Here is a 22,045-nt window from a genome sequence, read left to right on the forward strand (position 1 = left end):
TTGAGGATAACTTTAAGAAGGGTATTTAAATTATTTAATTTTTGAGGTGCAATGTGATTTTAGAACACGAGCTACCACAGGGAAGCAAACTCTATTTTGATACTTCAGCCAAACTCAAACGTAATATAGAATCTTGTGCAATTAAAGCATTTTATGAGAATGATTATAGAGAGATTGTAACGCCCACTTTCACATTCTTAGAACATCAAAGTGATATTTTGAATCGTGAGCTTGTGCGACTAAGCAGTGAGAGCAATCATCAAATTGGATTGCGCTATGATACGACATTTGAGGCTATGCGTATTGTTACAAAACATATTACCCGCAGCAGTGAGCATAAGAAGTGGTTTTATATCCAGCCTGTGTTTAGCTATCCCACAACTGAAATCCACCAAATCGGTGCAGAACATCTAGGTGGTGAAAGTCTTGCACCTGTGATGTGTTTAGGGGTGCATATTTTGCAAGAGCTAGGCTTAAAGCCCTATTTGCAAATCTCTAATATGCAGATTCCACTTTTATGTGCTAAACATAGTGGTGTGGATATAGAGGTGTTTGCTTCTCAAAATGTGGGAAAACTCTTAGAAATGGAAGGCTATGTGGCGGATTTGGTACATATAAAGACAAAGCAAGATGTGCAAAAAGCCATACATACTGCTCCCACTTTCTTACGTGGAGAATTAGAGCGTTTGCTTGAATGTGCGAGTTATTGCGAATATGAAAAAAGTATTTTTTCTCCTCTTGCCTTTTCGCCTACCTCATATTATGGAGGGTTGTTTTTCCGTATGTTTATGGGTAATGCCACTTTATTGCAAGGAGGCAAATATAGCATAGGAGAGCAAAGCTCTTGTGGGTTTGCCATCTATACTGATGAGGTAGTAGAATGCCTTATTTAATGCAATGTATAGCAAGTATCAAATAGTATAAGGGAGATATAATGGCTGATTTAATTGTGGGGATTCAATGGGGTGATGAGGGCAAGGGCAAGGTTGTTGATGCCATTGCAGGGGGGTATGATTATGTTGTGCGTTATCAAGGCGGACATAATGCGGGGCATACGATTGTTGTCAATGAACGTAAAATTGCATTACATTTGTTGCCTTCAGGGATTCTGTATAATCGATGTAAAAATGTGATTGGCAATGGCGTAGTGATTAATCTTCAGGCTTTGCTAAGTGAGATGAACGCATTTGGTGATTTGCAAGGGCGGCTTTTCGTGAGTGATAAGGCACATATTATTTTGCCTTATCACGAAATTTTAGATAGAGCTAGGGAGCAGCATAAGCATAAGGCGATTGGCACGACAGGTAAGGGCATAGGACCTTGTTATGGGGACAAGGTATCACGCAATGGTGTGCGTTTAGCAGATTTGCGTAATCTCTCTTTGCTAAAAAGCAAGATAGAATCTATTTATGAGCAAGCACAATATGTGCAGAATCTCTATGGAGTGGCACTCCCAAGTGTTGAAAGTGTGATAGAGTATATAGAATCTGTTTCAAAGGATATTTTGCCTTTTGTTACTGATACGACACAGCTTTTATGGGAAGCACAAGAGAGGGGTGAGAAGATTCTCTTAGAGGGTGCACAGGGTAGTATGCTTGATATTGACCACGGCACTTATCCCTTTGTAACAAGCTCTACCACAATCGCCGCAGGGGCTTGTAGCGGGAGTGGCTTAGCCCCTAGAGATATTAAAAGTGTTATTGGCATTGCTAAGGCATATTGCACGAGGGTTGGCAATGGTGTATTCCCTACCGAAGATATGGGAGAGGTGGGCGAGAGATTACGCAAGGCGGGAGAGGAATTTGGCACGACAACAGGACGTGCAAGGCGGTGTGGGTGGTTTGACGCGGTGGCTGTGCGATATGCAGTGCGTTTGAATGGCTGTGAAAGCCTTAGCATTATGAAGCTTGATGTGCTTGATGGCTTTTCTTCAATTAAAGTATGTGTGGGCTATGAATATGATGGCAAGGAAATTGATTATATTCCTACTGATTATGAGCGGGTAAAGCCTATTTATAGGGAATTTGAAGGTTGGGATAAAACCTATGGGGTGCGCTACTTTGCGGATTTACCAAAGGCGGCGCAAGTTTATATTAATGAGCTAGAGCAGATTATTGGTGCAAGAATTGCTATGATTTCTACAAGCCCGGAACGTGATGACACTATTAGGCGTTAGCGATGAAGACAAAGTTTAGCGCTATTGTGAGTTTGCGTAAGAAAGATATGCAAGAGTGTGAGCGAATCATTATGCAAAATGAGAATAAAATCGCTAGCAAAAAAATGCAAATAGATGAAATTGCTGATGAGCTTGTAGCGCTTCAAATGCCACAAAAAGGTGCGTTTGATGTTTTTAGAGCGTATAATGAGATGAAGAGAATGCTTCTTCTTGCTATGCACAATGTACAGCAAGAACTTGATGAGCTTTTGAAGGAAAAGCGAGTTTTGCAAGAGCAGTATAAAAAACATCATATGGAGTATGAAAAAATGTCTTTTTTGGACAAAAAAGAACAAGAGGCGATGATAAAAGCTTTAAAGATTCAAGAAAAAAGAGAAACTGATGAAATTGCGATTATGCTTTATGGAAATCCAGAAAGTAGGGCAGTATGAGATTTTTAGCTATCATAGCGTTTTTAGGCAGCTTGTGCGTATTTAGCTTTGCAGAGAACTCAAAGCTACTTGATTGTAGCATTATTTTTGAAGCACGTAAAGATGAGATTAAGGCTCAGCTTGATGAGATTGATGAGCGGCAGCAAGCTCTGCAAGTATTGCAAAATGCCACACAAGTGTTACTTGATGAGAAAGAGCGCCAACTCCACGATAGGGAGCAGGATTTAAACCAAAAAATAGCCTCTTTTACACAAGAGCAAGAGCAAGCAAAAGCAGCAGAACAAGAGACACATCAGCGCAATCTCGCAGAATTAGAGCAAAAAAGTAAGGAGATAGAGCAGCTTATTGCAAAAAATGAGGAGATTCTCTCTCAAATTAAGACACAAAAAGATGATAAGATTATCAAGGCTTATAAAGGTATGAAAGAAGCCAAAGCAGCGGCTATACTTGCCGATTTGCCCGAAGAAGAAGCTGTGGAAATACTTTCCCAAATGGAAGTGAAGGATATAACCAAGATTCTAGGCAAGATGGACAACCAAAAAGCGGCTAAGATTACCTCTAGTATCCGTCTAGTTGCGCCTAATCGTCTTCCTAGCACCACTCCAAGCAATCCTCAAGGCAATGGAGAAGCACAAGATGGGGCTTCTTCCACTGAAGAAAAGCAAGAAACAGATAATCCGCAAGATACTACACTAGAAGCTCCATAGTTTTGCAAAAACAAATACATTATTTCAGCAATTCTTTTAGACTTTACAGCAAAAATTTTAGACCTTAAGGCTTAACATCTGATTTGGAAATATAAAAGTTACATTGTTTCTATAATCATAAGGACAAGTCAATAATAAAAAATGAACAGAAAAAGATTTCTGCCACGATAAGCACAATCCCCGCACCTAAAAGCATAAGAGATGGCATTTAAATCCTTTATGATGATATTTGTATGTAATTACAACATTATTGAAAAAAATAGCAAATGCTATAAGCACTTAAGGCTTTGCAAAAGTCCATAATCTACAAAATAGTTTGCAATCTAATAAAATTTAATAGGTTGCTTTGTCCTCACTCCTCACAATGGTAGAATAGCAAATATAGAGTTTATAGCAATATTTTCATATTTTGAGAAGCAAATATTTATAAAATGCAACAATAGGCAAACACTTTGTTTGCAGCCTATAAAGTAAATCCTCTCTTTTGTTTCCTCACAATATTGAAAAAATAAAGATGTAGCACGACAAATCTGCTGTCTATAAAATCCTCATTTTTAAGATTCTGCAAAAATGTGCAAAGATTTTCAATCTCTGCCTTGTTGATAATCCCCCACTGCACAAAATAATATAAATATTCACTTAGCTCATAAAGTGCCTTATTTTTCCCATTTGCTCCTACAAAATGCGTCTCTTGCAGAGTGCTTAAAGCAAGTTTTTCTTTATCGCTCTTATCCACATCATAGCCGATTTGCCATTCAATATAATGCTTTTGTGAGAATGGAATCTGCCTTGTTGCCGTTGGGATTCCATATTCATAAAAGCTATTTCTTATCTTTACTCTAATCTTACCGCTTTGTGTTGTAAGCGGAATCTCTATGCGAATTTTATTATTTTCTAAACTTTCAATCCTCATAATGCACCCCTAGCAAATCTTTGAAATACTGCATTATATCCTCGCTTAGAATCTTATTTTCACTTGCTTTGATAAATGCAGATTCTAAGGCTTGAAACTTCTTAAAATCTATCAAAATATCACAATTTCCTAGATAATAAGGAATATGCTTGATGATTTGCTTAAACACATCAACATAGCAGTAAAGACTATATTTATCCTGTGTAACATACACCGCATTTGCAGTATTTTTGCTTATAAATGTTTTGGAGCGGCGGAGGGCATTAATATCGCGCAGAGTATAAAACATCGCCACTTTGTGCTTTGAATCCACACGCTTTTTATTTGGATATTTATCAATATATTTTGCGATAAAATCAAAATCACTAAGCTTAAAAGTTTTACTATCAAAGGTTTTAAAATAAAAATTATAAATAAAATCAAAATCCATTCCTTGATTGTCTCTTTCATACAAGGCAATGACAATAGGAAAAAACCCCAAAGATTTAGGGCAAAAGATTTGTGAGCTAATAATTGTAGAATCCAATAGGCGATAGTGTTTAGTAAAGTTTTTTAAGGATTTAAAGTTTGATTCTTTAATCAAATAAGAAAGCGGGTGAAGCACACAGATATAATCCGCTTTTAATATATCAAATGAGCGCAAAAAGCTAATGCCTATATCTCGTGCTTTAAGATAAGAATCCACAGGGTTAGAATCTGTGCTTTTAAGGTGATTTTGCACGATAGAGGTTTTATCATTGTAGGGCGGATTGCCAATAATAATGAGCTTATCAGATTCTGTAATCTTAAATTTATTTCTTTGAACATCAGCAAGTGCGTTAGTGTGGATAAATAGGGGCTTCATATAAGAATCTTTAAAATATGCTTTTGCTTTTAATAGGGCAACACTATCAATATCTGCACCGATATTTTGCTTAAAACCCTCTAAATTTAAAAAACTCCCATAACCACAAGAACTATCAAGCGAAACATAATCTTTTATATTAATTTTAGAATCTAAAAGCATTTGATACACAAGGCACACAATAGAATTAGGCGTGTAAAAACTCCCTTGATTCACCATTTGGATTCTATCTAAATGTGCTTGGGCTGTCATTTAATAAGTCTCACTTAATATCTTTGATTTCTTGTAGTAGTAAGATCTTTCTTCACAGCTCTGTTTTTAGCACAGCACCATTGGCGGCATTGCTCACTAATAGCGCATAACGTTTGAGCCACTTGCTTTTAATGTCCTTTTTTATCGGCTGCCATTTAGCACGGCGCGATTCTAAAATCACAGAATCTACCAAGAGTTCTAAAACCCCTTCACTCACGGAGATTCTAATCTTATCTCCATCTTCAATAAGCCCAATCAAGCCTCCCTCTGCTGCTTCAGGGCTTATATGCCCGATACACGCCCCGCGAGTAGCTCCGCTAAAGCGTCCATCGGTGATAAGCGCGACAGATTCACCTAAACCCATTCCCATAATGAGGCTTGTAGGGCTTAGCATCTCTTGCATTCCCGGTCCCCCTTTAGGTCCCTCATAGCGAATCACGACAACATTCCCCGCCTTTACCTTGCCGCCAGCAATGCCTTTAATCGCCTCGTCTTGCGAGTTAAAGCACACTGCGCTTCCTTCAAACTCTTTCATAGATTCCGCCACTGCGGCGACTTTCAAAACTGCGCCTTGTGTGGCGAGATTCCCATAAAGGATTTTCAAGCCCCCCACAGGCGAGTAGGCATTGTCATTATGGCGGATAATGCTAGAATCTGTGATATTTGCACTTTGAATACGCTCTCCTAACTTCTCACCTGTGATCGTAAGCGCGTCTAAATAGAGAATAGATTGTGTAGAATCTGGATTTGCAAGTGTGGGTGAATTTGTGCTACTAGAATCTTGGCATTCTAAGATTTGAGATGAGTTTTTAGGGTTGTGCGAGGCATTCAATGTAGGGGATTTATCGCTAAATCCTAAATCCCGCTTGGCGACTTCATTCATTACAGCAGAAACTCCTCCAGCTCGGTTAATATCCTCCATATGCACGGTGCTAAGGGCGGGGGCAATTTTAGCGATGTGGGCGACATTTTGCGCGATTGCATTAATGGATTGGAGGTCAAAATCCACTTCTGCCTCTTTGGCAATGGCGAGCATATGTAAAATCGTATTCGTGCTACCACCCATTGCCATATCCACAACAAAGGCATTATGCACGGCTTTTTTGTTGAGGATATTGCGGAATTTAAATTGCTCACTTTTGCCCTCATCAAGTGCAATTTCTACGATTCGTCTCGCTGCTTGGCGCAAGAGTGCCTCTCGTTCAGGGGTAAGCGCAGGAATCGTGCCATTGCCCGGCAGTGCTACGCCCATAGCCTCACACAACGTATTCATAGAATTTGCAGTAAACATTCCGCTACAGCTCCCACCACCCGGACAGGCTTTGCATTCTATCTCGTGTAGCCTTTTCTCATCGATTTTACCTTCACTATATGCGCCTACTGCTTCAAAAGCAGAGTTTAAATCCAAAATCGTGCCGTCTTCTAGCTTGCCCGCACGCATTGGACCACCACTTACAAAGATTGTCGGCACATTCACGCGCAATGCCCCCATAAGCATACCCGGCACGATTTTATCGCAGTTTGGGATACAAATCATCGCGTCTAGCGCGTGTGCATTCATCATCGTTTCGATAGAATCCGCAATCAGCTCGCGGCTTGGCAGAGAGTAGAGCATACCGCTATGCCCCATTGCGATTCCATCATCTACACCAATCGTGTTAAACTCAAAAGGCACGCCGCCCGCAGCGCGAATCTCCTCTTTAATAATCGCGGCATATTTGTTTAAGAAAAAATGCCCGGGAATGATGTCAATATAGCTATTTGCCACGCCGATAAAGGGCTTATCAAAATCTGCATCTTGTAATCCTGTGGCGCGTAATAAGCTCCTGTGCGGAGCTTTTTGATAGCCTTTTTTGATGATGTCGCTTCGCATAAAAACTCCTTATTGTTGTGATTTAGTGGCTTTTCTCATATCTTATTGCCTCAAAGATAAAGCTTGCAATGTCTTTCCCTGTGAAAAACTGCACACATACGGCTAGTAGTATCACAATAGTAATCAAAGGCGCGACATAGCGCATAAGAAAATACCAAATGTGAAACATAATAGGGGTAAAAAATCCCGCGCTAAAGCTTTGTAATTGCGCCTTTGGCACAACCCAGCCCATAAAGATTACAGCTAAAAGCCCACCAAGTGTCATAATGATATTAGCAGAGAGAAATTCCACTACGTCCATAAGCGACTTTGCCCCAAAGGTAAGATAGCTGCTTAAAGGTGTGGAAATAGAGCCAATAATCACCATTCCAAGCACAAAAACAGCCCCCACAATGCTCCAAGTAGCTTTTGCTCGGCTGTATTTAGCATTTTCGCATACATACATCACGGCGGGTTCAAGCAGTGAGATAGCAGAAGTGATTCCTGCGAAACTAAAGGCTATGAGGAATAAACAAGCGATAATATTGCCTAATATCCCCAAATGTGAGAGCATAACAGGCAAGGTGATAAAGATAAGCCCCGCTCCCGCACCCACTTCGCCATTGTATTCATACACGAAGGTAAAAATCATAAGTCCAGCCATAATAGCAATGACCACGCCAGAAAGCACTATCCACAAGGCGCTTTTGAAAAGATTTTGAGTCTCTTGCGAGGAGGCAGCATAAGTGATGATAATCCCAACTCCAAGTGAAAGCGAGAAAAACACCTGCCCTAGAGAATCTACAAATACATTAAGATTAAGCGCCTTTTTTAGCTCCTCTGTATTGAAACTTAGCATAAATGCCACTGCCTTACTAAAAGATTCCATACTCATCGCATAAAGCAATAATCCAAAAAAGATAAGAAATAATAGAGGTGTAAGAATGAGATTAAGTCGCTCAATGCCCCTTTTTACCCCGCGTGAAATCACCCAGCCGCTTAACCCCATCACAAAGAGTAAGCCCAAGCTCTGCAGGATAAAGCCCTGTGTGTAGAGGTCATTAAAAATCGCTGTGGAGCTTTCTATGTCGGTAGGGAGGTTAAAGCTAACAAAAAAAAGATAGTAAAACACCCAGCCTAGCACAATGGCATAAAATGAGAGAATAATAGGACCGCCAATGAGAGTAAGCCCAGCATATCGCCATCTTTTGCGATGAGGAGGAGCGAGATTCTCATAACTTTTAAAGGCATTTGCCCTGCCTTTGTTGCCAAGGAGCATTTCACCAACAAGCATTGCAATGCCAATAGAGAGTGCCAAAAATAAATAGAGTAAGACAAACGCCCCCCCCCCATTTGTCCCCGCCATATAGGGAAATCGCCAAATATGCCCTAAGCCAATGGAGCTGCCAAGGGCTGCGAGAATAAAGCCGATTTTGCCAAAACTATTCATATTGAGCCTTATGTAGGATTTAAGATAGCGTGTATTCTACTATTTTTAGGCATTAATGCCTAAAAATAAGCAAATTTATCGGTATATCACAAATTGCCTTAACCCAAAGTTAAAGACAAATGCTACCCCTGTGGCAAGAATCTTGCCCAACATTTCATATAAGCCTAACCACTCCACGCAAATAAACAATATGGTTATATCAATGAGTAATCCCCCAAAGCTCACGAGACAAAGAAGTGTGCCTTCTTTAAGAAGAGAGTATGTGCTAGAGCAGAAAATGAATTTTTTAGCTAAACGAAAATTCCACAATGTCGCAATGATGAAGCTTATAAAGCCTGCAAGAAGATAATGTAAGTTTAAAAAGTGAAAGCATACGAAAAATATACACCAATTTACAATCGCCGCAGAACCACCTACAAGGAGGTATTTAAAAAGATTAAGAGTATAGGGCTTCATATATCCTCCATAAGCTAAAAGGAGACATTATAGCATATCTAGGTCTGCGGCTTGAAAACTACTTTAATGGGAGTGGGGATAATGCCATAGTGGTGCAAAGTATGGGAAAAGCCATCAAAAACCACCTCTCCCACTGCCAATGCGGAAATGAGCGAGGCACGATGATGGTAAGGGATCTTGCCCTTGCTTACTTGCAAGCTGCGCGGCATTTACCCAAGATTTTGCATATTCTCTGTGGTAGAGATAAGATTCTCTAGGACGTTCTTTATAAGCCTCAAATGGGTGCAAGAAGGCAAAAAGTGAAACGCAGCTAAGTATCATCATAGACTTTTTGCCATCTTTAAAGAGTATGACAAGCCACACACACATAAGCCATAGCATAGAGAGGAAAAGCCCACTGATGAGGTAAAACTTCGCTCCACATTTTGACACAAGTAAGATATAAACGCACATAAGGCTTATAATCCATAAAAATTGTGTAAGGATAAATGGGCGCAAGGAGCTATCTTTATAGGCTTTTATAAGAATGGCTATGCCTGTGAGGATAAAGAGTGTAAGGAATCCTGTGCGTAGGAGTTTAAGGCTATTATACATATATGAGATACCAAAAGAGAGGTTAAAAGCCCCGCAATACTCTGCTCTACCGGAATGTATGTCATAGTATGCGGCTACACACCACATAAGCAGGCACACAAGACAGATAATCCCATATAAGCCTAATGCTTTCAAAAAGCTAAAAAGGTGATAGAAATGTTTTGTGTCTTTTGCAATGAAATAGCAATATTCTACAAATAAGCTTATACCACAAAAACTAGCAAGGATTAAGCTTGCACTTGTGATAGAAAATTGCGCGAGATAAAGAATGACTATCCCCCCCCCCCCGTTAGAATCCACAGGGGTTGGGGTGCTATGATGATAGGCTTTTGCACAAGATTTAATCGCAGGGCAAGGACATAGCAGACGATACCAAGCAAGGCGAGATTAAGCACATTGGGGATAATGTAAAAACTAATGAGAGTGAAAATGTAGCCCATACCTTCAGCTTGTAGGTCTGCAGGGAGAAGCAAAGGCATACTATGAGCCTTCATCATACAAAATCCACCAATAATAAAAATACTTGTGATACAAAGCCCAAGCCATTTTGAAGCGCCAAAACTAAGCATAAGGCGATAGAGAATAATACTTAGCAGTGTATAAACAACACTTAGAGTGATGGCGCTCATAAGCGTGATAGAATCGATAAAGTCTAGCCCACTTAAAGGCATAATCACATACACGCTTATAATCCCCATACCCGTTTGTATCATTGGAGGGAGCAGCCGAGCGGGAATCCACGAATACATAGTAGGCTTAAGAGAACCATACGTGCTCATCATTTGCCAATCATCGCCCCAAAATGGGACAATAGGGTAGGCAAACCCAAAAAACAACATAAAAATGATAAATATGCAAACAAAATAAGATTTTACACCCATTTAACGCTCCTTTTCTATCACGGCAAAGTTATTCATACCCAGCTGAAAATATGTGTGCTTCACAAGGCGCAGATGAGGTGAAGCGGCTACAAGCGATGCTAAATCCTTTCTATCATAATAGCGTTTATGGTCTCTTATCTCCTCCTCACTCACAATTTTTAGCCTAAAGCTTAGAAACTCTAGCACAGGCTTTGCAAGGTGGCTTGGGACGGTGAGAATTAAGCACCCGCCGGGCTTTAGCACCCTTGCGATTTCATACATCATATCAAAGGGATAATACAAATGTTCAAGCACTGCCAAGAGACTTACTACCTCAAAACTCTCATTTTCAAATGGCAGGTGGCAATGCCCCGAGTAGGTGGCATTTTCCCAACTTTGCACTATCCCCCCCCCCGCTATAAAATCTTTAGATTCAAAAAAGTAGGAAAATGTATGAATCTTTTGCGTTTGTATAATCGGGGCTTTGAAGTCAATCCCCACACCCTTGTAGATAAAAGGCTCGATTTCTTTTAGGAGTCTTGCCTCCCAGCCGCAGCCTACATCAAGCACAGAGGGATTTTGGAATTGTTTGATAGTGGGTAATACACGCCCAAGTCGCATTTTACGTAAAGTTTTTTCTAAAAGTGCTTCTTTCATTGGTGCTCCTCTTTTTCTTTGTGTGGTTCTATGACATACATATCTCTACCTAAGAATGTCTTTTTGCTAAGTTTGGAGTTGAAATAGGCTGCGGCTGGGAGTGGGGCGTCATATACCCTATCGCCCTCTTTGGGGTAATACACAAGCAGATTAGAATCCGTGTGCTTGGAAGCAAGGGTGACTTGGGGAATCTTTTGAGATTCTTTCTTGTCTATGGCTTTAAAGTGAATGTGATTGATACTTAAAGATGCACAGATATATAAAAAGCATAAGCCTAGCGCATAATGCTCTTTATGGGAGAGAAAATACTGCAACACAAAACTTGCACTAAGGGCAAAGATAGGAAAGAAGTATTGAAAGCCAAAACGCGGATCAGGAGCAGAGATAAACCAAAATACAACACCTAGAATTAGCCCAAGGAATATAAACATATAGGGCTTTAGCTGTGTAAGGTAAATCCGCCGCATAATAAGCAGCAAAAGTAAAAAGCCACAGACATAGAAGCCTAATTGTAAAAGCGTTTTAAATGTGCCATTCCAAAAAAAGAGTTTAAACCACACTTTAATCCACGAATAATCTTGTAGTAACGCTTCTCTATCTGGGCTTCCTGCGACTTTAGCCCAATTATGAATGCCAAGCACCTCTCCTGCACGTCTGCTTTCATCAATCACCCAAGGTAAGAATCCTAGATAGCCCACTTTTGCAGGATAGGCAATCATACCTGATATGCAAATACCCTTTAGTGCCCAGAAAATCCCCAATATCACGCAAAATCCGCAAATCCATATACAATTTTTGAGTGATGTAAGGCTGTATCTATGATATTGAAAATATAAAAGAAGCACACACACGAGCAAAAAGAAAGCAGATATTTTGATATAAATGCTAAAAAATGCAATCACAAAAAGCAGCACAAAGGCTAAAAACGTGTGGGTAAGGGACTTTTCAATCATAAAAATCATATAGGCTACAAGGCTTAGCCCCAAGATTCCTAAAATGCCCTCCGCATACATACCCCCGCCAAGCCACCAAAAGTTTATAGATATGATGATAAAGCTAACACACATAAAAATATCATTGAGTAGCTTTGCCTTCAAGGCACAAAGACTTAAAAAAGTGCTTGTAAAAAAGAAAAAAGCAAAGATTTCGCCTAGTAAAAAGCTGCGAATAGAGGGAAAAATATGTGAAACTTCCGTGAGGGCTGCAAAGTTATAGAGGATATTATTAAAACCAAAAGGTGTATGTATGTTTGCAATACCAAAGATAATGGGATATTCCTGTATCCACTTGATTGCCTATGATATAAGCCTGTGTCATAAGCACTCTCTACCCTAATGCTTAAGGATACTTGCGAGTATGAATCCTGCTAAAAGCGCTAAGATTAAAGGGAGAAAATGTGATATTTGCTGCTTGTATGTCACTATCCTTATGAAGAACCTGATTTTAGTGGGATTGATACTTGGAATACGAGTAATGTAGAAAATATGCAAAGTTTGTTTGTGGACAATCAAAGTTTTAATGAATCTCTTACTAATTGTCCCTTTTAACCTTTTTTCTCAAGATTCTTAATTTATCGCAAAAGAGAATCTAAAACAAGGATTTTATTAAATAATGTTTCTAAAATACACTTTTATAATTTTATATAAAATATTTTTCGGGGGGGGGGGGTACAGATGTTTTTTAGTTAAAATCCTTGTCTAAACTTTTGAGATTACATAAAAACTCAAAGGCTATTTTTTTAAGGAGACTAAGATGAAAATAAAATTTCTTTTAGGAATGATTCTAGGCTTTGGCTTTATTTCTAGTGTTTATGGTGCAAAAAGTGGTGTGTTTATCGGGGCAGATGTGGGAGTAAATTACCATGTGTCGGAAGGAAAAGTAATATTCTCATCACCTGGTAACGCTTACACATCAGAAAGTAATGACTATTTATTTGATTTATCCTATGGACTAAGAGGAGGCTTTCAATACTACTTCACTCCTAAAGTAGGCTTAAGGGTAGTGGGAGCTTTTGGTAAGGGGAACTATTCTGAAGGTGAAGCTAATGATGGTGAGACTTATGGATTTTTTAGGTATGCGGGCAATGTGGATTTCCTCTATCAATTTGGCTCTAGTGAAATCAATCAGGTAGGAGTATTTGTTGGAGCAGGCTACGAGGGAATAGGAGGGGAGTTAAAAAAACTTTTAGATGATACAAAAGGATTACCCGGACATAAATACAACACGAGTGGGATTTTTATGAATCTTGGATTGCAGGTAATTAGAGATGTGCATCATCAATTTGATTTTATCGTTAGGGTTCCCTTTTATTCTTATCTTGAGAGGAATTTCTCAACGAACGCTGCTCAAGGCAACATCACTATTAACTCTTCACACAAAAATAATTATTCTTTCAATATCGCTTACACTTATGTCTTTTAAGACATAAATTTAGCCAAAGTTTTTACTCTTTTTTATAAGGGCTAGAAGCTTTTGGCTCATTTTATATTATGGTGGTTATATACTCTAAAAGATTAGATTTCTCACTCACAGCCCTAAAGATGTAAAAATAAAATCTACCGCGTCCTCTCCTGTAAAAAATTTTATACTCACTGCTACAAGTATCATAATAGTAATAAGCGGAGCAATATAGCGCATAATGATATACCAAAGAGTAAAAGCAATGTTGTTAAAAAAATGTGCGGTGTGCTGTTGTAATTGATTTTTTGGCACAGCCCAGCCGATAAATGTAACAGCCAAAAGTCCCCCGAGTGTCATAATGATATTTGCAGAGAGAAATTCAATACTATCCATAAGCGTTTTACCACCAATAGTAAGATAATCTGCCATAGGTGTGCAAATAGAGCAAATAATAATTATACCAAGTGCGCTAATTCCTCCAGCAATGCTCCAAGTTGCCTTTGCTCTGCTCCAATGGTAAGTTTCGCATACATACATAACGGCGGGTTCAAGGAGTGAAATCGCAGAGGTAATGCCTGCAAAACTAAAGGCAATGAGGAATAAAAATGCGATGACATTGCCCCATATACCAAGATGAGAGAGCATAACGGGCAAAGTTATAAAAATGAGCCCAGCACCTCCTCCTACTGCTCCATTATATTCATATACAAAAGTAAAAATCATAAGTCCAGCCATAATAGCGATTAAAATTCCAGATAGCACTACCCAAAGTGCGCTTTTAAAGAGATTTTGATTGCTTTGTGAAGAAGCGGCATAAGTGATGATGATACCTACCCCGAGTGAAAGTGAGAAAAACACCTGCCCTAGAGAATCAATAAATACATTAAGTGTGAGGGCTTTTTTGCTTCATTTATATCAAAACTCAACATAAAATGTAATGCTTTACTAAAAGAATCCATACTCATCGCATAGAGCAATAAGCCAAAAAATATAATGAAAAGAAGCGGTGTGAGGATAAGATTCAAGGCCTCAATGCCTTTTTTAACACCGCGCGAAATAACCCACGCTGTGATTCCCATAACAAAAAGCAAACCAAGTGTTTGGGGCACAAAACCATTTGTATAGAGGGTATTAAAAATTGTTTCAGAGGTGTGCATATCGCTTAGGGAGGTTAAAGCTTACTATAAAGAGATAGTAAAACACCCAGCCTAGCACGATAGCATAAAAAGATAAGATAATAGGACCGCCAATAAGTGTAAATCCAGCTAAACGCCATTTTTTACTTGAGCTCACATCAAGATTTTCATAGCTTTTGACAGCATTGCCCCCCCCCCCCATTGTCAGCTAAATGCGATAGCATAAAAGCTCCTCTTATGTGGGTGATGTTAAAAAAGCAGGATTATAACAAATTAAGTTAATTATAGCTTCAAGAGTTTTGTAAGAATCTCGGCGACGTTATTCCTACTGCCGTGCTTAAGATAAGCCCTTAACTCCTCTACTTTCGCAAAAAATACTTGCGGATTGCTCTCATAGTAGGCTTTAAGCAGATTTGCTACATTCATTTCATTTTGTATAAATTCAGGGTGAATTTGCTTTTCTCCCATACGTGGGTTATTAAAATATAGGGCATTATAGAGAATATTAGCAAGTCCTATGTATTTAAGCTTCACAAAAGCACGAGCAATCATTACATCAATGCTTCTTGTCTTATAGCCTAGCACAAGAGGCGTGCCTATGAGCGTAGTTTGCAAGGTGGCAGTGCCTGAACACACAAAGGCAAAGCTGCTTTCATAAAGTGTAGCATTCGCATTAAAGCTTATTTCAAAATCATTTATATCCGCTCCATAGATGTACGTAAGCTCTTGGGAGTTAAGATTCTTAAAATGTTCGGGCATAATCAGCACTTTAGGATTGGGGAGCTGCTTTGCCACCTCAACAAAAACAGGAAAAATCCGCGCAATCTCACTTTTACGGCTGCCGGGCATAAAGGCGATTTTGCCATCTCGTAGAGGCAGGGGCTTAGACTTTAGCTGTGGAATCTCATCAAGCAAGGGGTGTCCTACATAAGTTGCTTTGCACTCTGTATTTGCCTGAGGATACATATTTAATTCAAAGGGCAGGATACCGCAGAGATAATCGCACACAGATTCTATCTGCCTTGCTCTCCAGGGCTTCCACGCCCACACTTGGGGCAAGATATAATACACAATAGGCACTTTGGCATTGCGTTTTTTTAAGGCTTTGGCGATAGGGAGATTGAAGCTTGAGCTATCCATTAGTAGCACTGTATCGCACTCTGTGGCAAGTTCGGTCATCTCATTGATAGTTTTTTTGAAAAATGTAAGCTTTTTTATCACGTCAAAAAAGCCCATAATTGCAAAGTCCTTGAGTGTATAAGAGGGCTTAGCGTTTTCAAAGTTGGCAAAAACATCTGGCTCAAACACGCCACAAATATGTATAGAGGGGTTAAGCTTTTGAGCAAGATATTTTAAATGGATATTTGCACTTGGCTCACACGCACTTATAAAAAGCCTCTTTGGCGCTTGCATTATCTCCCTTTTGGTTTTTTAGAATCCATATTGTTTATAGAGTGATTTTCCCCTATATGCGCTAGATTCTCTTCAAGTTGAAATTCACTCCTTAAATCCCGCAATTCTACACGTAATTTGGAGTTTTCTAATTCAAGTTCGGCAATTTCTGCTCGAAGAGCATTTTGAAGCTGATTATCTGCTTCTAGGGGTTGTGGCATTTGGGATTGCTTTTGTTCTAGGTTGTGGAGGGTGTTTTGTGCTAAAGTGATACATTCTCTTAATTCTTTGAGTTTAGTTTTAGAGATTTTGATTTCTTCGTGATATTGGGCGACTTCGAGGCGGAGCTTTTGCCGCTCGTATTCAAAGAAGCCTACAATATCCCAAAGATTCTGTGTTTGTGGATTATATTTGAGGAATTTTTCAAAGAATTGTTCATCAAGTTTTTGGGCTAAGGGCTTATCTTGCATTGGCATATATCCTTTAAATTTTAAGATGGCACATCAAGTTCAAGGCTTAAGAGATGTAATTCTTTGCCTTGAGTGATGATAACTTGCTGAGATTGGCACATCGGGCAAGTGCTATATGTGTAATTTTCTCCATTGAAATCATAATCGCAATTCTGGCAATGCAGTACAATAGGCTGATAGGCTATCTCAAGCTCGGCTTTTTCGCAGATAGATGATTGTGTCCTAAAAGTCTCAAACGCACTTTTGATAAGCGCACTATCTACGCCGCTACGTTCGCCAATAGCAATGCGCACTTTGGCAATACTGGTAGCATTATATGCCTTTGCATTAGATTCACACATTTCAATGAGCGAGGCGACAATGGAGTATTCGTGCATTTACACTTTTCCTTCGTAATTTAAGATTATGAAATTTTACCCAATAAGTGCTAAAATAAGTAAAAATCATAAAGGCTTTAAGGTGCAGAGAGTAAAAACAAAACAAATCTTTGTAGGGAATGTGGCTATTGGCGGCGATGCACCTATTAGTGTGCAAAGTATGACTTTTAGCAAAACTTGTGATATAGAGGCGACAAAAGCACAGCTTGATAGGCTGTATTTTGCCGGGGCAGACATTGTGCGTGTAGCGGTAAGCGATCAAAAGGATGCAGACGCACTAAAAGAGCTAAAGGCAGTATCACCCCTGCCCTTAGTGGCGGATATTCACTTTCGCTATAAGTTTGCATTAATCGCAAGTGAGAGTGTTGATGCCATACGTATTAATCCGGGAAATATCGGCACAAAGGATAGAATCAAGGCTGTGGCTGATGCCTGTAAGCAGCGGGGAATTCCCATACGCATTGGTGTCAATGGCGGAAGCTTAGAGAAGATTTTTGAGCAAAAATATGGTGCAACGCCTAAGGGTATGGTTGAATCTGCCCTCTACAATATCAAATTGCTAGAGGATTTTGGCTTTAATGATATTAAAATCTCGCTCAAGGCAAGTGATGTCCCGCGCACGATGGAGGCGTATAGAATGCTGCGTCCTTTGGTGGATTATCCCTTTCATTTGGGTGTTACAGAAGCGGGGACATTGCCGCATTCTATGATAAAAAGTGCGATGGCTCTAGGGGGGCTATTGATGGAGGGTATAGGCGATACGATGAGGGTATCTATCACAGGGGAGCTAGAGGAGGAAATTAAAGTCGCGCGTATGATTTTGCAATATTCTCATCGGCAGAAAAGCGGCGTGAGTATCGTATCCTGCCCTACTTGTGGGCGCATAGAGGCAAATTTAGTGAAAATGGTGCAGGAAGTGGAAGCACGAACTAAACATATCAAAACACCTCTACAAGTAAGCGTGATGGGCTGTGCTGTGAATGCGCTAGGTGAGGCAAAGCACGCTGATATAGCTATCGCCTTTGGGAATAAAGATGGGCTGATTATTAAAGAAGGCAAGATTCTATGCAAACTCAAAGAGGACGCGCTTTTGGAGCGATTTATCGCAGAGGTAGAGGCACTAGCAGAGATAAGGGCAGAGAGTGCGCTAGGATAACTAAGAGAGCGGTAGTTAAAAGTATGAGCGATAAATTGATAGAGATGTTAGAATCCGCTAGAGCTGCCGCGAGAATCTGCGCTCAACTAAGCGATAAAGAGCGCAACAACGCCCTTTACGCGATGGCAGATGCTATAAGCAAACAAAGCGAGTCAATATGCGCGGCAAATACAAAAGATATGGCAAATGCAAAGGATTTGCCTATGAGTATGCAAAAGCGATTAGAGTTAAATGCGCAAAAAGTCGCTGCTATGGCAAAAGCGGTGGCTGATGTGGCAGGATTGCCCGATGTGGTAGGGCAGGCAAAACGTGTGTGGAAAACTAAGGCAGATTTGGAGATTACACAAGTGAGTGTCCCACTGGGTGTGATTGGCGTGATTTATGAATCCCGCCCTAATGTTACAAGCGATGTGGCAAGTTTATGCTTTAAAAGTGGCAATGTTTGTGTGCTAAAGGGTGGCAAAGAGGCATATCATTCTAATATGGCGATTTTCCGCGCTATGCAAGAAGCCCTCACACATTGCAATCTCCCTAAAGAATGTATATGTATGATAGAGGATACTTCACGTGAGGGGGTTGTGGAATTTCTTAAAATGGATAAATATGTGGATTTGCTGATACCGCGAGGGGGTGAGGGGCTCATACAATTTGTCAAAACGCATTCATATATTCCTATTATTAAGCACGACAAGGGCGTGTGCCATACATATATACACAAGAGCGCGTCTTTAGAGATGGCTGAAAAGATTGTGCTAAATGCGAAGCTTAGCTACCCTGCGGCGTGCAATGCCTGTGAGTGTGTGCTGCTTGATAGGGATTTAGAGGAGGATTTTTTGAGGCATTTGGTGCAGGTGCTACATAAAAATAATGTGCGCGTGATGTTTGAAAATGATATGTATGTGCGTGATTTTGGGACAGAGGGCGATGGATTGGCAGATTTTGATAGAGAATGGGGAGAGGCGATAGTAAATCTCAAAGTGGTAGCGGGGATAGATGAGGCATTGGTGCATATTGCAAAGTATGGCTCGGGACATTCAGAATCTATTGTAGCACAGGATAAGGCAGCACAGGAGCGGTTTTTAAGCGAGGTTGATGCGGCGTGTGTGTATGTGAATGCTTCTACACGATTTAGCGATGGCGGGGAGTTTGGCTTTGGCGCGGAGGTAGGGATTTCTACCTCTAAGCTTCACGCTAGGGGTCCTATGGGGATAGAATCTTTATGCAGCTATAAATATTGCATTCAAGGCAATGGACAAGTGCGGTAGATAAGAATCTTAAAAAAGCAATGGAAGATTTTGTGGCTTAATTTTACTCTGCTTTGCGCTGTTTTTTAGACATTATTATCAAAGCAAACATTACACTACGCCATTTTATCAATTAAATCCTTGATATTTTTAATGCGGATTTAAAACAAGGTGAGTGAGAATCTCATCGAATGTTTGATATACAAAGGGAGAGATTATTTTATCCTTTTGATTGCTTTTTGTATTGGTGAAAAGCAAGTAGCGATTCATATCCTTTAAAGAAAATGTTATTAAGAATCTTTAGTATTTTGTTTTGAAAAAGGTTTAAAAGGAAGGGGTATTCCTCTCCTAAATTCTCGTAAAGATTTATAAATTCATCGTTTTTATTTTTGGTGAGAATTTGTTATGCTTGCACTTTAATACTAATTGTTAAGGGGTTAAATTAATGTATTTTGCAATTATTGAAAATAAAGTAGATAATATTATCAAAGATATTCCTCACGCGATTTTAAACAAGTTCATAAATAACAAAGAGGGTGAGCAAAAAAAAGAAGTTATGCTTTTTTGATGTATGCTATTAGTCAAATATGTGATTTAGATATTTTGCAAACACCTTTTTGTATCACTGATGATTATAATGATGCACAAATTGATGCAGTTTATATCAATGAAGAAAGTGATGTGCTAGAAATTCATTTTTTTCAATCCAAGTATTTTGCCAAAGATGATAAGATAATAGGTGAAAATGACATAAGGCTTACACTTGATTCTGTCCAAAAAATTCTTAATGGAAAAAATCCAACCAAACAAGCATCACAAAAATTAAAGGCAAAAATCTTTGAAATTAAAGAGGCAATTAATGATAGGGGTTATCCAGATATTTATATTCATTTTGTCTCAAATGGCAAAGTAATAGATTTACCCAATATCACTGAAAACTATAAAGATTTTGAGATGAATATTTATGGTGCAGATGAATTAATAAAATTTTCTCTTATGCCTTCGAGAAGAAAAGATATAGAATGTGAAATACATACCATAGGAGATATTACACAAAATCTTATTAGTGGGATTAGTGGTTATGTGGCAACAGTGAGCGCAAAAGAGTTTATCAAAATGTATAAAGAGGCAGGAGAAAAAAATATTTTAGAAAAGAATATTCGTTATTATAAGGGATTAAATGCTATTAATAAAAAAATCAAAGAAATTGCAGAATCTCCTATTGAAAGTCAATTTTTTTGGTTTGTAAATAATGGTATCTCTTTGGTTTGTGATAGTTTTGCTCCACCCAGAGGAGATACAAATGGAAATAAAATCTTAAAGTTAAAAAATCCTATGATAATTAATGGAGGACAAACTACCGTTACTCTATCTAATGCGAATATATACGATAATACAAGGATTTTATTGAAGATTTATAATTTAAGTGATGATGAAATTATTGCAAAAATCACAGAAGGGACAAATAGTCAAAATCCTATCAATTTTAGAGACTTAAAATCTAATAATCCTATCCAAAAAATTATTCAAGATTATTTTAAGGATAATGGAATACTTTTAGAAATTAAGGGTGGTGAATTTGAAAAAAACAAAAGGTAATCAAAAAATGGAGATTGTCAAAAATGATTTTCTTATTCAGTCATATGTAGCAATCTATAAAGATAATCCCGCAGAAGCTCGTTCTAAAATGTTGGCTCTTAGGCGTTATTTTGATGAGATTTTTAATGCAAAAAATAAGAATATTGCACCTGATTTTTTAGGAGTTATGAGATAATGAAATATGTTAGCAATCAAAATACAGGAGAATCTTTTTATGCCCACGCTGCTTTTTGCATTTGCTATACAATGGGAAAAATAGATGATAACATTCTAGATTCTAAAAAAGAATTAGATGATGATATACTTAATAAATGTTTTGACAAAACTCTTGTCATAATCAAAGATATCATCGATTCAAAACAAAAAGAGTTAGGAGAAGATTATTCACATAACTATCTTTTTAAAAGTAAAGAAATTAAAAGATTAATAGATATACAGCTAAACAAATAAGTTGTTAATTTTTAAGTTTATTTCTTAGTAAATACTTGTTTGAAATGCACTTTAAAGGGAATATTGGCTACTATCCCAAAACTTATGACATTTTATAAATCCTTTTTGAAAAATAAAGAGATTGTTTAGAATCTAGTGCGGCACAATAGAGTTCTTACGCGCGGTTTTTTGTAGAGAGAAAAGGAGTAAAAACATTAAAATGCTGTAAATTGTAATAATAATATTTTCTGTATAAGTAAAATGATATTTGTTACTAAATATACTTGCTATACCAAAAATATATTTTGGGTTTATTGTGATGATAAGGAAAGTTCCTATATAGCCTATTAATAGCCTTATTGGCTTTAAACATATTCCAATATAGGCGATAAATGAAATTAAATAAATTAATTTTGATTCCACCATAGTATTGATAAAGTCATTTGTTAAGTTTATAGGCATATTGTTTGAGTGATTATTGAAAAAATCTCTAAATGACAATTGTATTTACCTAAAAACAAAGTAAGAGAAAAATACCCAATTAAAATTATAACCCAATGTATAATTCTCATCAAATCAGTATGATGGTCGGAAGTGTGGCGATAGAATCTTAATATCCATTTATCTATCCAATCCCTACTCAATATGCT

27 protein-coding genes are annotated in these 22,045 nt (G+C 38.5%); 12 read left to right on the forward strand and 15 right to left on the reverse strand.

Features of this window, described 5'->3' with window-relative positions:
* Positions 1-53: 53 nt before the first annotated feature.
* From QZ289_RS08800 to QZ289_RS08815, 4 genes are read left to right on the forward strand one after another with little or no spacing between them, the layout of a single operon-like run.
* The gene (locus tag QZ289_RS08800; protein WP_295701708.1) at positions 54-893 is read left to right on the forward strand and encodes an ATP phosphoribosyltransferase regulatory subunit; all 840 of its coding nucleotides are present in this window, start codon (positions 54-56) and stop codon (positions 891-893) included.
* Between the two features lie 41 nt (positions 894-934).
* The gene (locus QZ289_RS08805) at positions 935-2,176 is read left to right on the forward strand and encodes an adenylosuccinate synthase (RefSeq protein ID WP_295701710.1); all 1,242 of its coding nucleotides are present in this window, start codon (positions 935-937) and stop codon (positions 2,174-2,176) included.
* A gap of 2 nt (positions 2,177-2,178) precedes the next feature.
* Positions 2,179-2,607, forward strand: a complete 429-nt coding sequence (locus tag QZ289_RS08810; protein WP_295701712.1) for a flagellar export protein FliJ — start codon at positions 2,179-2,181, stop codon at positions 2,605-2,607.
* The gene (locus tag QZ289_RS08815; RefSeq protein WP_295701714.1) at positions 2,604-3,314 is read left to right on the forward strand and encodes a MotE family protein; all 711 of its coding nucleotides are present in this window, start codon (positions 2,604-2,606) and stop codon (positions 3,312-3,314) included. Before QZ289_RS08810 ends, QZ289_RS08815 begins: the two co-directional genes overlap by 4 nt.
* 463 nt (positions 3,315-3,777) lie before the next feature.
* Here QZ289_RS08815 and QZ289_RS08820 read toward each other — a convergent pair whose 3' ends face one another.
* The 9 genes from QZ289_RS08820 to QZ289_RS08860 all read right to left on the reverse strand — a co-directional run bounded on the left by QZ289_RS08820 (position 3,778) and on the right by QZ289_RS08860 (position 12,259).
* A complete protein-coding gene (locus tag QZ289_RS08820) occupies positions 3,778-4,227 on the reverse strand; it encodes a hypothetical protein (protein WP_295701715.1) in 450 nt (149 codons plus the stop codon).
* Positions 4,217-5,323, reverse strand: coding sequence for an Eco57I restriction-modification methylase domain-containing protein (locus tag QZ289_RS08825; protein ID WP_295701717.1), 1,107 nt, complete (start codon positions 5,321-5,323; stop codon positions 4,217-4,219). Before QZ289_RS08825 ends, QZ289_RS08820 begins: the two co-directional genes overlap by 11 nt.
* Before the next feature lie 52 nt (positions 5,324-5,375).
* Complete coding sequence (ilvD, locus tag QZ289_RS08830) at positions 5,376-7,196, reverse strand: dihydroxy-acid dehydratase (protein WP_295701719.1); 1,821 nt, start codon at positions 7,194-7,196, stop codon at positions 5,376-5,378.
* Positions 7,197-7,218: 22 nt separating this feature from the next.
* Positions 7,219-8,625: a sodium-dependent transporter gene (locus QZ289_RS08835; RefSeq protein WP_295701721.1), complete on the reverse strand. Its 1,407-nt coding sequence runs from the start codon at positions 8,623-8,625 to the stop codon at positions 7,219-7,221.
* Between the two features lie 75 nt (positions 8,626-8,700).
* On the reverse strand, positions 8,701-9,081 hold the full coding sequence (locus QZ289_RS08840; RefSeq protein ID WP_295701723.1) for a GtrA family protein: 381 nt from the start codon (positions 9,079-9,081) through the stop codon (positions 8,701-8,703).
* Between the two features lie 114 nt (positions 9,082-9,195).
* Complete coding sequence (locus QZ289_RS08845; protein WP_295701725.1) at positions 9,196-9,975, reverse strand: hypothetical protein; 780 nt, start codon at positions 9,973-9,975, stop codon at positions 9,196-9,198.
* Positions 9,948-10,556, reverse strand: coding sequence for a hypothetical protein (locus QZ289_RS08850; RefSeq protein ID WP_295701726.1), 609 nt, complete (start codon positions 10,554-10,556; stop codon positions 9,948-9,950). The genes QZ289_RS08845 and QZ289_RS08850 overlap by 28 nt, the downstream gene beginning before the upstream one ends.
* Positions 10,557-11,192, reverse strand: coding sequence for a bifunctional 2-polyprenyl-6-hydroxyphenol methylase/3-demethylubiquinol 3-O-methyltransferase UbiG (locus QZ289_RS08855; RefSeq protein ID WP_295701728.1), 636 nt, complete (start codon positions 11,190-11,192; stop codon positions 10,557-10,559).
* Positions 11,189-12,259, reverse strand: coding sequence for a hypothetical protein (locus QZ289_RS08860; protein ID WP_295701730.1), 1,071 nt, complete (start codon positions 12,257-12,259; stop codon positions 11,189-11,191). Before QZ289_RS08860 ends, QZ289_RS08855 begins: the two co-directional genes overlap by 4 nt.
* A gap of 336 nt (positions 12,260-12,595) precedes the next feature.
* Here QZ289_RS08860 and QZ289_RS10460 point away from each other — a divergent pair, with 336 nt between their 5' ends.
* Together QZ289_RS10460 and QZ289_RS08865 are read left to right on the forward strand one after the other, a co-directional pair.
* A complete protein-coding gene (locus tag QZ289_RS10460) occupies positions 12,596-12,739 on the forward strand; it encodes a BspA family leucine-rich repeat surface protein (protein ID WP_300717321.1) in 144 nt (47 codons plus the stop codon).
* A 205-nt stretch (positions 12,740-12,944) separates the two neighbouring features.
* Positions 12,945-13,613 carry an outer membrane beta-barrel protein gene (locus QZ289_RS08865; RefSeq protein WP_295701732.1) on the forward strand — a complete coding sequence of 223 codons (669 nt, stop codon included), beginning with the start codon at positions 12,945-12,947 and terminating at the stop codon, positions 13,611-13,613.
* Between the two features lie 105 nt (positions 13,614-13,718).
* Here the strand turns inward: QZ289_RS08865 and QZ289_RS08870 are convergent, their stop codons facing one another.
* The 6 genes from QZ289_RS08870 to hypA form a co-directional block, all read right to left on the reverse strand.
* A complete protein-coding gene (locus QZ289_RS08870) occupies positions 13,719-14,450 on the reverse strand; it encodes a hypothetical protein (protein WP_295701734.1) in 732 nt (243 codons plus the stop codon).
* 5 nt (positions 14,451-14,455) lie between these two features.
* Positions 14,456-14,749 carry a hypothetical protein gene (locus QZ289_RS08875; RefSeq protein ID WP_295701736.1) on the reverse strand — a complete coding sequence of 98 codons (294 nt, stop codon included), beginning with the start codon at positions 14,747-14,749 and terminating at the stop codon, positions 14,456-14,458.
* Positions 14,736-14,930: a hypothetical protein gene (locus QZ289_RS08880; protein ID WP_295701738.1), complete on the reverse strand. Its 195-nt coding sequence runs from the start codon at positions 14,928-14,930 to the stop codon at positions 14,736-14,738. Before QZ289_RS08880 ends, QZ289_RS08875 begins: the two co-directional genes overlap by 14 nt.
* Before the next feature lie 80 nt (positions 14,931-15,010).
* Entirely contained in the window at positions 15,011-16,141 is a 1,131-nt protein-coding gene (gene lpxB / locus QZ289_RS08885) for a lipid-A-disaccharide synthase (protein WP_295701740.1), read from the reverse strand.
* A complete protein-coding gene (locus QZ289_RS08890; RefSeq protein ID WP_295701741.1) occupies positions 16,141-16,590 on the reverse strand; it encodes a hypothetical protein in 450 nt (149 codons plus the stop codon). The genes lpxB and QZ289_RS08890 overlap by 1 nt, the downstream gene beginning before the upstream one ends.
* A gap of 20 nt (positions 16,591-16,610) precedes the next feature.
* Positions 16,611-16,967 carry a hydrogenase/urease nickel incorporation protein HypA gene (gene hypA / locus QZ289_RS08895; protein WP_295701743.1) on the reverse strand — a complete coding sequence of 119 codons (357 nt, stop codon included), beginning with the start codon at positions 16,965-16,967 and terminating at the stop codon, positions 16,611-16,613.
* 82 nt (positions 16,968-17,049) lie between these two features.
* Here hypA and ispG point away from each other — a divergent pair, with 82 nt between their 5' ends.
* From ispG to QZ289_RS08925, 6 genes are all read left to right on the forward strand, one after another.
* Positions 17,050-18,123, forward strand: coding sequence for a flavodoxin-dependent (E)-4-hydroxy-3-methylbut-2-enyl-diphosphate synthase (gene ispG / locus QZ289_RS08900; RefSeq protein ID WP_295701745.1), 1,074 nt, complete (start codon positions 17,050-17,052; stop codon positions 18,121-18,123).
* A gap of 35 nt (positions 18,124-18,158) precedes the next feature.
* Positions 18,159-19,388, forward strand: coding sequence for a glutamate-5-semialdehyde dehydrogenase (locus QZ289_RS08905; protein ID WP_295701757.1), 1,230 nt, complete (start codon positions 18,159-18,161; stop codon positions 19,386-19,388).
* Between the two features lie 424 nt (positions 19,389-19,812).
* On the forward strand, positions 19,813-19,935 hold the full coding sequence (locus tag QZ289_RS08910) for a hypothetical protein (protein ID WP_295701747.1): 123 nt from the start codon (positions 19,813-19,815) through the stop codon (positions 19,933-19,935).
* Complete coding sequence (locus QZ289_RS08915; protein ID WP_295701749.1) at positions 19,935-20,966, forward strand: AIPR family protein; 1,032 nt, start codon at positions 19,935-19,937, stop codon at positions 20,964-20,966. The genes QZ289_RS08910 and QZ289_RS08915 overlap by 1 nt, the downstream gene beginning before the upstream one ends.
* Positions 20,947-21,141: a hypothetical protein gene (locus QZ289_RS08920; protein WP_295701751.1), complete on the forward strand. Its 195-nt coding sequence runs from the start codon at positions 20,947-20,949 to the stop codon at positions 21,139-21,141. Before QZ289_RS08915 ends, QZ289_RS08920 begins: the two co-directional genes overlap by 20 nt.
* Positions 21,141-21,416, forward strand: coding sequence for a hypothetical protein (locus tag QZ289_RS08925; RefSeq protein WP_295701753.1), 276 nt, complete (start codon positions 21,141-21,143; stop codon positions 21,414-21,416). The genes QZ289_RS08920 and QZ289_RS08925 overlap by 1 nt, the downstream gene beginning before the upstream one ends.
* Positions 21,417-22,045 lie beyond the last annotated feature (629 nt).

Origin of the sequence: uncultured Helicobacter sp. (assembly GCF_910577135.1) — a bacterium.
Lineage (GTDB): Bacteria > Campylobacterota > Campylobacteria > Campylobacterales > Helicobacteraceae > Helicobacter_C > Helicobacter_C mastomyrinus.